The 9992-nt window shown below is 57.8% G+C and carries 14 protein-coding genes; 5 read left to right on the forward strand and 9 right to left on the reverse strand.

Annotated elements, in window-relative coordinates; translation table 11 throughout:
* Both EOS_RS40160 and EOS_RS40165 read left to right on the forward strand, forming a co-directional pair.
* The coding region (locus EOS_RS40160; RefSeq protein ID WP_047897801.1) for a tyrosine-type recombinase/integrase at positions 1–432 on the forward strand (432 nt) is incomplete at its 5' end.
* Positions 433–1035: 603 nt separating this feature from the next.
* A complete protein-coding gene (locus EOS_RS40165; protein ID WP_047897802.1) occupies positions 1036–1233 on the forward strand; it encodes a DUF3562 domain-containing protein in 198 nt (65 codons plus the stop codon).
* Positions 1234–1654: 421 nt separating this feature from the next.
* Here EOS_RS40165 and EOS_RS40170 read toward each other — a convergent pair whose 3' ends face one another.
* Positions 1655–1918 (reverse strand): hypothetical protein, encoded by a 264-nt coding sequence (locus EOS_RS40170; protein ID WP_047897803.1) that lies wholly within the window; start codon positions 1916–1918, stop codon positions 1655–1657.
* Positions 1919–2421: 503 nt separating this feature from the next.
* Here EOS_RS40170 and EOS_RS40175 point away from each other — a divergent pair.
* On the forward strand, positions 2422–3603 hold the full coding sequence (locus tag EOS_RS40175; RefSeq protein ID WP_047897804.1) for a helix-turn-helix transcriptional regulator: 1182 nt from the start codon (positions 2422–2424) through the stop codon (positions 3601–3603).
* A 444-nt stretch (positions 3604–4047) separates the two neighbouring features.
* Here the strand turns inward: EOS_RS40175 and EOS_RS40180 are convergent, their stop codons facing one another.
* From EOS_RS40180 to EOS_RS40210, 8 genes are all read right to left on the reverse strand, one after another.
* Positions 4048–4389, reverse strand: coding sequence for a hypothetical protein (locus EOS_RS40180; RefSeq protein WP_047897805.1), 342 nt, complete (start codon positions 4387–4389; stop codon positions 4048–4050).
* Positions 4390–4572: 183 nt separating this feature from the next.
* Positions 4573–4770 (reverse strand): ribbon-helix-helix protein, CopG family, encoded by a 198-nt coding sequence (locus EOS_RS40185; protein WP_047897806.1) that lies wholly within the window; start codon positions 4768–4770, stop codon positions 4573–4575.
* Between the two features lie 159 nt (positions 4771–4929).
* Positions 4930–5157, reverse strand: coding sequence for a hypothetical protein (locus EOS_RS48555; protein WP_075645481.1), 228 nt, complete (start codon positions 5155–5157; stop codon positions 4930–4932).
* A 77-nt stretch (positions 5158–5234) separates the two neighbouring features.
* The gene (locus EOS_RS40190; RefSeq protein ID WP_047897807.1) at positions 5235–6017 is read right to left on the reverse strand and encodes a fused MFS/spermidine synthase; all 783 of its coding nucleotides are present in this window, start codon (positions 6015–6017) and stop codon (positions 5235–5237) included.
* 65 nt (positions 6018–6082) lie between these two features.
* A complete protein-coding gene (locus tag EOS_RS40195; protein ID WP_047897808.1) occupies positions 6083–6346 on the reverse strand; it encodes an HPr family phosphocarrier protein in 264 nt (87 codons plus the stop codon).
* Positions 6347–6400: 54 nt separating this feature from the next.
* Positions 6401–6847 (reverse strand): hypothetical protein, encoded by a 447-nt coding sequence (locus EOS_RS40200; protein WP_047897841.1) that lies wholly within the window; start codon positions 6845–6847, stop codon positions 6401–6403.
* 168 nt (positions 6848–7015) lie between these two features.
* On the reverse strand, positions 7016–7477 hold the full coding sequence (locus tag EOS_RS40205) for a response regulator (RefSeq protein ID WP_063177473.1): 462 nt from the start codon (positions 7475–7477) through the stop codon (positions 7016–7018).
* Between the two features lie 38 nt (positions 7478–7515).
* Positions 7516–8277: a YoaK family protein gene (locus tag EOS_RS40210; RefSeq protein ID WP_047897809.1), complete on the reverse strand. Its 762-nt coding sequence runs from the start codon at positions 8275–8277 to the stop codon at positions 7516–7518.
* A gap of 379 nt (positions 8278–8656) precedes the next feature.
* Between EOS_RS40210 and EOS_RS40215 the strand changes: the two genes are divergently transcribed.
* Together EOS_RS40215 and EOS_RS40220 are read left to right on the forward strand one after the other, a co-directional pair.
* On the forward strand, positions 8657–9070 hold the full coding sequence (locus EOS_RS40215) for a CZB domain-containing protein (protein WP_053064225.1): 414 nt from the start codon (positions 8657–8659) through the stop codon (positions 9068–9070).
* A gap of 77 nt (positions 9071–9147) precedes the next feature.
* A complete protein-coding gene (locus EOS_RS40220; protein WP_075645482.1) occupies positions 9148–9975 on the forward strand; it encodes a fused MFS/spermidine synthase in 828 nt (275 codons plus the stop codon).
* Positions 9976–9992 lie beyond the last annotated feature (17 nt).

Below are 9992 nucleotides of genomic sequence, written 5' to 3' on the forward strand. Positions count from 1 at the left end.
GATCTCGACGCGGCCGAATGGCATATTCCCGGTGAACGCATGAAGATGCGGCATGACCACATCGTTCCACTTCCCCGGCAAGCGCTGATTGTTCTGCACAAACTAAAAACAATAACGGGCGATAGTGCCTATGTTTTTCCGTCTCCGGCCAAACAGAAAACACCGCATCTACACCGTGACGCCCTCAGCAAGGCGCTGCGCGATATGGGATTTCAAGGCAAGCACGCAACGCACGGCTTCCGGGGCATGCTCCGCACCGTCGGCCGCGAGCGCCTGGGCATCGATATCGACGTGCTCGAAGCGCAGTTGGCCCACGCGAAACGGGGCGACGTGCAGAAGGCCTATGACCGCACGACCTTCGATGAGGACCGCCGCCGAGTCATGCAGGAGTGGGCTGATTACGTCGACAGTTGTGTACGAGGCAAAAGGTGACGAGAAACCTCACTGACTGAGTATCAATATCGCGCCGACCAATGTGGACCTTGCGAACCTGCTAGCCAATGAACTGGACCAGTTTCGAGCAGCGCATCCGGAACGCCGGGTCGCGCGAGGAGGCGGCCAATTCCCAAGGTGTTTGAGATGGCCGAGGCGATCGCGATCGGAGCACGCTGGGCATCTCGCGCCCTGTGACCGAGCAGAAGTGCGTCAGCCATTTTTGCCGGGAGCCTGGTGAGCTGGTGAGAAACTTCGTACTCCTAGACTCGATTTGTTATGAAATCGAGCCAAACAACTGCCGAAATGAAATCGTACAGACGTGGCATACCAGCCGGTATAGCAATGAACTGGCCACACGCAAAAGTATGGGGTGCACGTCTAGCCGCGGTTCCTGCTGTCTTGGGTCCCCGATAGATGGCATTGGTGGCTTTGATAAGTCGCGAAACTTGAAGGCGCATACCAGGCACAACTGGCGAATTTTGCCCGGTAAATGGCCGCGCCTCTCGCAACTGCCTCGTCAATAGTCACGTTCAATTGGATTTGCATTATCGACACGCCTCTACTCTGTGCTGTTCCATCGTTCGCGGAGGCGAGAGAGCTATGACACCGACTGATGCCAGCGAGGTTGTACAGACAATTGCGACGGAGACGAATACTTCGTCTGAAACGGTTTCCAAGCTCTACGCGGACACGTGGGCCGAGTTTGCGGAAGGTGCGAGAATTCAGGACTTTGTGCCCCTGTTTGTCGCCAAGCGTGTTCGCGCGACAATCAAGGCCGGTCTGAAACAGCCTCATTAGACGGAGACGGTTGGCGAACCCGGGTCAAAATGGCCTCTGCAGCCGACTGGCCAAGCGGTTTCAATCAACTCTGAGAAATTGAGGATGCGATAGCGATTGCGAGGGCCTCGCAAGGAGGCCCCCAGTTCTACGTATAAGGTTGGTGGTGGCACGTATTATGCTAAAGGACGAGCAGGAAAGTGAGGGTGATTTCTCTCGGTCATACTTCGGAATTCTTATCAATTATACGAAAAGAACACGGCATTTTTAGCAAAGCCTCAGCAACGGTACCGGTAACCCTTATCCGAAGCGAAGGCATTGCCCCGCGCTGATTGAGGTTAAGTGGGGAGGCCGCCGAGTGATGCTCAACAAGACGTCCTGGAGACCTTCCCGCCGTTTGCGTCGCGTTTGCGAAAAGCATTCACCGCTACTTCGTTTGATCTCATTGTCCGCCGTATAAGCTTTGTATCCGGTCCATCTCGCCGGACTGACGCGCGCGCAGATACTCTTGATACACCTGCTGTCTTGTCTTTCCAATCGGCGAACCCGCGTCACTTCTGCTCGCGTCAGAAACACCGCCTACGGAGGGCGTCGCCGATTCCTGGGAGACTGGCGACGGTTGCGGTGCCACGGTCGCATCTTGCGCCTGGGCGTGTCCGAACACGAGGACGACGGCACTGGCCGCCATGATTCGAAGCGTTTTCATTTCCGAGAACTCCATAAAAAGGATTGGCACGGCCCATTGAAAGATGGCGAAAAAGCGGTTTTACAGCGCTGTGCGCAGAAACCGAGCTGGCGTTTTATACGGAACCCTTCACGCAATGTTGCGACTGAGCTGACGGGGCCGCCATCGACGCCAGATGAAGAAATCAATAATTTTTGTGCGGCAAGACCGCGTTCGAGGAATGCGGAAATACGCGTCTGACCGAGCGCACCGGTCTGACGGTGCGATGGTGGAAGTCGCCACTCGCGAATATCGGCTGCCGCCCAACGCACAAAAGAAGTGCGCTAGCTGACGAGTTTCCTACACCGGGCAAAGGGCCACGCTGCTGCGCGCTCAGTTGACTATATTAAGAAAAAGAAAGGTCCACCTCCACCGTTTGATGGAGACGCGCAAGGAGTGAAAAAGCGCACTTTGCGAGTATTCGACGGTGATGTAAGTCCACTCGGAGTTGAACGAGTGGCCGCTTCACCAATGCGGAGACTGGGATGTACTCAGCCAACGAGGCGGCAAGGCTTATTGCATCGGCGTATGACGCGGCGCTCGAGCCGGGTCGCTGGCCCGACCTCCTCCGGCTCATCGCCGACCAAATCGGTTCGCCCGTCGCTCGGCTGTCACTAGAGAACTCAGGTCCGCGCGTCGAGCTGCTGGCCTGGCTGGGGGCCGAGGCCTCGTTCACACGCGCCTACGAAAACCACTTTGTCGAACTCGACCCCGTGATGCAGGCCGTCAGAGCCACGGTACCTGGCACCGTGGTGACCGAGGGAGCGGTATCCGGCAGCACGCTCGAGCGGAGTGAGTTCTATCAGCAGTGGGTGCGTCCACAAGGCCTGTACAAGGCCACTATGACGAAATTCTTGCACGAGGGTGATTCCCTTGGCGTGCTCGTTTGTGCGTCCCCGCAGAAGTCCGACCGGAAGACTGGCTCGGATGGACCACGCTTACTGCATCAACTCGCACCACATTTGCAGCGTGCCATGCAGGTGCACCTGCGTATTGGTCAACTCAGCAACGAGCGGCGCGCAGCTATTGAGGTGCTGGACCTGTTGACGCCCGCTCTTTTCGTGGTGGATGCATCGACGCGCATCAAATTCGCAAACCGGGCGGCTGAGGCGCTGTTAGCGCGCGCGGACGGCGTCCAATGCAGCCCTCGCGGCTTGTGTGCATTAACCCCGGCACGGACGAACAGGCTTCGTGCGCTAGTGGCTCAGGCTGCAGGCGTCGGACACGATGTTGAGGTCGGTGGCGCAATGACAATTGAACGCCCCTCCTTGAAGCGCGCATACCAGGTGCTGGTAGCGCCGCTTACCGCGAGGACAAGCTGGGCGGCCGTCGTGTCCCACGGGCCTGCGGCGGTCGTCATCGTTATCGACCCGAACTCGGCGGTGGTGAGCGCCGAGGAACAAATTAGAGCGTTCTACGGACTGACGCGCGCCGAGGCTCGAATCGCCTGCGCGGTGGGAAAAGGCGACGGTATAAGCGCGGTCGCCGAGGCGCTTGGCGTACTGCCGTCAACGGCTCGCACGCACCTGCACCACGTTTTCCTAAAGACGGGGGCGCAAGGCCAGGCCGAGCTTGTCCGGCTAGTCGACCAGACGGCATTCATTCGGCGAGGCAACGATACGGACCACATCGTGACGCAGGAAATGATGAGGAAGGAAGGCGGTTGACGTGAGTTGCGATGACTCACACGCGTTCGTCGATGTCGACGGCGGCCGCGGGTTCTGTCGCAATAAGAACGGTGGACAGAGAAATATCGATATAATAAGGAATGCTTATTTTACTAACGAGTAGAACTGCTCGGCGGGAGTCTGACCGCTACTGCTGTTTTGCATCTGCCCTTTCACAAATTTCATCAAACTCTCAGGCCCTCAGGTTGTCCCGAACATCCTAGCGCATGCTTATTGCGACACAACCTTCGGGACGGAACTGACGATCTCACACCGCGCTTGAACAGCAACTTTCAATGTCGGGTGGGCTCAACTGAAACTGGAAACACCAGCACGCTGCGCAACTATGACGACCGCAGGCGGAAACGATGACTGTGATAAAGCCGTTTGCATTCTTCATTGCGGCGATTTACTTGGCCATCTCAGCAACGTGCCGACGCCCCGCTAATGCCCCGGCATCAGCGTGTCCACACATTGAGCGTAGACAACGATCACTTGCGGTGACGCGAAGTTGATCTGCATATCGCTGGTGAAGAACCCGAGGACATCCCGCCGGCCGTGCGCGATGTCGTCGGCCTTCACGAGTCGGCACGCGAGATCGGCGGCCATTCGACTTAATTTTATCCGTAGGTGCCAGTCGGCGTGATGATCGTGGCGGCGTAGCCAGGTCCTCGTGCTCTCGACAAGATGGTCGACCCGCAACCATGCTCCACCGGTGCGAAAGGCGACGATCTCAGATAACGTGAGGAAGCAGAGCAGCTCTGCTTTCAGCTCCAGGCGGTGCATTTCACAACTCGTAGTATCGTGCGAGCCTGGCGATCGTGCATAGTCGCGCACAGCCGAAGACGTGTCATTTACCTGCATGTTGCAAACGAAACAGCCTGAAGGAGTAGCGGGCAGCCTGCGTGCTGTACGAACCAGCGACGACTTGCCCGCCGGATCGCGTCATGGACTTGAAACGGGTGTACTTCAGGCCGTTTTTCGACGTGGGCGCACACCAACGGCGCTCTTTGTCTTGTAGGTGACACCGTGCTGCTCAAGGTATTCGCGAATCAGTTGCCGCACCACCTGTGAGGGCGTCAAATCCTGCGCGGCGCACAGTTTTTCGAACGCTTCCTTCTTCACAGGATCGATCAGAATCGTGAGTCGAGCGCTTTTTGTTTCCATGACAGGGGGCGAAGTCCAGATATGTTAATTGAATTATAATACATCGTGTAACTCGAGTCATCTTCGTGGCGCCAGCAGCGCACAGCGGTGACCAATCCCGTGCGCTTGCTGCGCTCAGCCGTCGATCTGCTGGCTCAAACAACGCGTGGCGACGGCACCCTAAAGCTCTGCCCCCGCATGCAGAAAATCCTGTCCAGCCAGGGTAATCGAGACACCGCCTCGTCCTGGTCTCGGGACGGATACCAATCCTGCCTTAAGCAGGTCCTGAGCGACCGACCAGTTCAGGGAGGGGGCGTCGCGGCCGTATCGCTGATGGGCCAGACGCTCAAGAGCCCAGACGGCCGAATGGGTCACGGCGCTGCTTTCGTTGTCGCTTCCTGCTGTCATCTCCTTCCTCGGGAATGCGGCTGCTCAAAAGGCCGGGAACGTGCCTGCCGACATCTGCACAAAGCAGGCGAATGCGCTCAACACGTCTGCCCATATCTGTTCCAGTTAAATCGCTTGCCGTACTCGATGCGCGTGGCCGTAGCATGAAGGTTCACTGCGTGTCCGGCTGCGAGCCCGCGCGCCCGGTCGAGCATGACTGCAAGCGAAGGAAGTCCGTCGGTGTCGCCCTTCCACGCAAAAACGGTGACATTGTGCTGACTGCCCTCCGACGGGGCCAGGGTCACCGCGTTGGCGAAGACTTCCCTGAGCGAGCGCAAGTAGCGATGGAAGTCCGGTTCATCCGTGACCAGATTGGCCACCAGCATGCCGTCATCGCTCAACCGTCGACGACAGGCTTCATAGAACGTCCTGCTGCCCAGCTCGGCGGGCAGGCCATCGGCATCGTAGCCATCGACCAGCAGAACGTCGGGCCGTTGATCCGGAACCAAAACCGTAACGTACTTCGCACCGTCCGCACAAATTACCGTAAAGCGTTCATCATCACGCGGCACATGGAACTGGTCGCGCAGCGCGATCACCTGCGGATTGATTTCGACGGCGGTAATGGTAGTGTCCGGCAAATGGCGGTAGCAGTATTTCGCGAGCGAACCGCCACCCAGACCGATCATCGAGATGCGCCGAGGGGACGGCCGGAACAGCAGGAAACCCATCATCGTGCGCGTGTACCCCAGGGCAAGGGCGTAAGGATCGTGCAGCAACATGGTGCTCTGGACCCCGCGTGCATCAAAGTACAGCGAAACAATCTGCTCGTTCTGTATGACCAACGGCTTGTTCAGAATTCTCTTTCTCTTCTTGGGCATAATTGAGCGCAAATTATTGCGGGGCCGATCGACGGATGCGCGCGTAGTGTCTTACCAGGATCAGATCAGGAGGATTCCTGTGCACGCAGAATGGCCGAAAGCGCTTCGAGCGCCACTACTTCGTCGGGACCCGTTGCCAAGATGCGCACAAGCGTGCCCGGCTTCGCCCGCAACGACATGACCGACATGACATCCTTAGCGTTGACGGACCGGCCGTTCGCCATGCAGACGATATCGCTCACAAACTGGGCGGCGGTTACGGCAAGCCTTGCTGACCCGTGTCCGTTCAATCCCGATCGCCCGCCTACCTGAATCAATGCCTCCACCAACCCGCTCCCTCGTGCGTAATCCGTGTCAGGGCTCCGAGCCCCTTCTGGTCCTGTTCAATGCATGGAACGTGCGACAACCTGGGCGAAGAAAGCGCGCAGCAATGGGTCCCACGTTTCCTCCCTCAACCCGATGTCGGCAGTATCGAGCCGTCGCATTTGCGGATCCAGATATACCGCGCGAAGCGATTTTGGGTGAGGCGGACCGCGAAAGAATTGACCGTCGTCGTCCAGAAACAGACAGGGCCTTTGCCTGCATCGCGCGCCGAATAACGAGGGTGCGTCCTGAACATGACGCACCGATTCCTTCTGATAAACGAAGATGACGTTGATCCCGCACTCTTCCAGGCAGTCGCAGATATCAGAAAACCGGTACAGCATCTGAAATCCGCGTTCGCCCGCTTTGCCCACACCGACGACAATTAGTCCACGACGGCCTATCACATCGCGTAAAAACAGGTGCGTGTAGTCGTGGGACAGTAGCGGAACACTCGTATCAATCACATCGATCTCCCCGCCAAGCGTTGGTGAACGCTCTGTTTCGCTCGATCTGATCACTCTGATTCGATGAACAGGAAGCAGACCAGTTGATTCTGGAAATTAGTATTGTAACGTAAATTAATTATGATTCTATTATCATACTATGTGTATCAAAAGCCAGTAACCCACTCCTCACCCCGACTGCGATTCCGCGCGAGCGAGGCGCGGATCGACTTCTGCGCAGCCGGTCGCGCTTGCAGCACGTGCGTGCGCGATAGATTCAATCACGTCCCGCGCCAGATCGAACTCGCTCATCTTGTCGAAGAAATAGTTGGCTCCGGCCGACAAACAGGCTTCGCGGACCATCGCGCTCGAATAGTTGGTTAGCACTATCGTGATGACCGGCTGCCTGCTTCGCGCGAGGCCTGCGAGGACGTCCGAGCCGCTGCCGCGAGTCAATCGCAGATCCAAAATAACAACATCTGCGTCCGTGGATGCAATGCCGCTCAGGGCATTGCCCGCCTCCTGTGCCTCTCCGACGATCTCAACTCCCTTGATGGCCCCGATAAGCGCCGCGATCCGCTGTCGAACCAGGGGCGAGTCCTCAACCAGAAAGATTTTCAGCATGGCACAGGGCCGTGCGCGTTCATGCATCTAAGTTCCTTCGTTCACACGTCGTTACAACTGTCGTACTAGCGGTCAAGCCGGTAGATCTGGCCGCGCAGATCATCAATCAACGGCACGATCGCCAGCACGATTAACAGTCCTGCCAGGGGAATCGTTGCCGCGTATCCAATGTGCTTGAATCCCATCGCCCCCGTGACGCCACCGATGAAGAACACGGTCAGCATCGTCCCGTGTACTTTCAGCTTCGCCCGATTCGCGAGCACGAACGGCTCGGCGGCGTCGACCCTGGAGGAATTCCAGTAGAGGAGCTTGCCGAGCTCGATGCCGATATCCGTCACGATGCCCGTCATGTGGGTGGTACGAATTTCCGCATCGGATAGCTTCGTGATCATCGCGTTTTGCAGCCCCATGATGAAGCAGAGGAGCACGACCGTTGTCGGCACGAACAGGGGCTCCCACAAGGCCAGATGGCTGCCGAGCAGACCGAAACACAGGAGCAGGCCAGCTTCGATCAACAAGGGTGAAGCGTACTGACTGTTCAGTCGCCTGCGTCGCCCCCAATTGACGAGCACTGCGGAACAGGCGGCGCCAAGCAGGAACGAGATCAGCGATCCGGCGCCCGCAAGGACGAGCGCAACGTCTCCCAGTGCGGTCTGGTCCGCAATCGCAGATACCACGCCGCTCATATGGGACGTGTATTGCTTCACCGCGAGAAATCCGCCGGCGTTGGTCGCACCTGCCACGAACGCGAGCGAAAAGCCAAGCTGCCTGTTGGCCTCAGTGCTGCGATCCTTTCCCGTCAAGGTCCGGAAATAGTGTGCTGGCATCAAGTATCGACTCGTGTGTTCGCGGGCTCGAAGCGCTCGGGCGTAAGCAGGGACCGGTGCAGCAAGCTGGTTTTCCGAAATTCCACACGCAGGGTGAAACCCTGCATTCCCGACGCCCCGAACGAACCCGATGGGTTCTTCGCGAATGCCGACGGATCATCACGTGTGGAATCAGGTCAATAAAGCTGCTAGGATGATAACGCAATTATCATCAACTGGTAACTTGATACCCCTAGCGAAGAACTCCCTCCAGGAGGTGAGTAATGCACGGGGATGCTGCGGTTGCGCAGGCAGCGGCAACAATGCGGGGTCGGCTTGTTTCGTCCCGGTAACCCATGGGACGTCAGTCGCCAGTCGCGCCATATTGAGGAGAAGTGCCATGCCGTTTGACGACACGCTTGAAGAGCACCGGATCGCGGGCGTCTCGTTGCGCAATGGGATGCATACGGCGATGCACGCGGGGATGCACGCGCGCGTGAGGCTGGTCACGTCGGCATTTGCCAACGAGCGGTGTTGCGCGCTCGGACGCTGGATTCATGAAGATGGCGAACGGTGGGACGATGCTCCCGAGCTTTTGCAACTGAAACTGGCGCACGCAAGCTTCCATACCGTGGCGCTGGTGATCGCAATCTCCATCACTCAAGGGCGTCTCGCCGAAGCGGCCATCATGCTCGAGCCGGACGCACTGTTCGAAAACGCAGTGCGTATGCTCGCTCACGCAGTGTCGCGTTTCGAAAATCGCCTGGTAACGGGGGCGCCTCCCACGACCGTCCTGCACGGGCAAATCCACTAAGGCTGCCGCGACTTATCGGTCGCGGCACCACTCCGGTCCAGGGCAACCGGTCTGCGTAGTTTCAGGAGAACATTGGATTGTCAGCCGATCACAATCAACTCAGGCATGCCCTGGCCGAGCAGTGGGGAGAGACGTTTGGAAAACCCGTGGTACACGATGAACTGTGCACGCGGTCGCTGTGTTTCGACGCTTTCAGCATACAAAGCTCAATGCGCAGAGGTGATCCGCTAGAACTCGATCTCGCCTATACGCGGGCCATGATGTCATTCCAGCTCTTTCAGCACGATCCCAAGGACATCCTGATCGTGGGTCTGGGCGGGGGATCACTGTCCAAATACTGCTTCCATAAGTTTCCGTCGGCACGGGTGACTACCGTCGAAATCGACGAGAGAGTGATTGCGTTACGCGAACGCTTTTTCATTCCACCTGATTCAGAAAGATTCCAGATCGTGCACGCCGACGCGGTCGAGTATCTCTCGGACAAAGTTGGCGTCGCGGATGTGATCCTCCTTGACGGCTTCGACGCGTTTGGCTTACCCGCCAGCCTGTCGAGCCAGTACTTTTACGATTCCTGCTATGTCGCGCTGCGTAACGAAGGAGTCCTCGTGGCCAACCTGCTGAACAACGACCCGCGGCTCACCACCTACCTCGGTCGGATACGCGGTGCGTGCAACGGAAAGCTGTTTCGCACCATGGCGCGACGCGAAGGCAACACCATCGCCATAGGCGTCAAGCAGGAAAAGGTGCCGGGATGGCTCGACCTTTATGCCCGTGCGGAAGCCATCACGACATCGATGGGGCTTGACCTGTACCGGTATGTCAAAAAAATGGAACGCCACCACCGGGGTGAACCGGCTTCGAGATACCCTTCATCCGACAAGCTAGCTGTTGAACAAGACATTTGACGGCACCGGAGACAACA

The sequence above is a fragment of the Caballeronia mineralivorans PML1(12) genome (assembly GCF_001028175.1).
GTDB lineage: Bacteria > Pseudomonadota > Gammaproteobacteria > Burkholderiales > Burkholderiaceae > Caballeronia > Caballeronia mineralivorans.

Bases quoted from the DNA above. Each gene is read 5' to 3' on its own strand.
- EOS_RS40165 (WP_047897802.1), top strand. From the start codon at position 1,036: ATGACACCGACTGATGCCAGCGAGGTTGTACAGACAATTGCGACGGAG.
- EOS_RS40170 (WP_047897803.1), bottom strand. From the start codon at position 1,918: ATGAAAACGCTTCGAATCATGGCGGCCAGTGCCGTCGTCCTCGTGTTC.
- EOS_RS40175 (WP_047897804.1), top strand. From the start codon at position 2,422: ATGTACTCAGCCAACGAGGCGGCAAGGCTTATTGCATCGGCGTATGAC.
- EOS_RS40180 (WP_047897805.1), bottom strand. From the start codon at position 4,389: ATGCACCGCCTGGAGCTGAAAGCAGAGCTGCTCTGCTTCCTCACGTTA.
- EOS_RS40185 (WP_047897806.1), bottom strand. From the start codon at position 4,770: ATGGAAACAAAAAGCGCTCGACTCACGATTCTGATCGATCCTGTGAAG.
- EOS_RS48555 (WP_075645481.1), bottom strand. From the start codon at position 5,157: ATGACAGCAGGAAGCGACAACGAAAGCAGCGCCGTGACCCATTCGGCC.
- EOS_RS40190 (WP_047897807.1), bottom strand. From the start codon at position 6,017: ATGCCCAAGAAGAGAAAGAGAATTCTGAACAAGCCGTTGGTCATACAG.
- EOS_RS40205 (WP_063177473.1), bottom strand. From the start codon at position 7,477: ATGCATGAACGCGCACGGCCCTGTGCCATGCTGAAAATCTTTCTGGTT.
- EOS_RS40210 (WP_047897809.1), bottom strand. From the start codon at position 8,277: ATGCCAGCACACTATTTCCGGACCTTGACGGGAAAGGATCGCAGCACT.
- EOS_RS40215 (WP_053064225.1), top strand. From the start codon at position 8,657: ATGCCGTTTGACGACACGCTTGAAGAGCACCGGATCGCGGGCGTCTCG.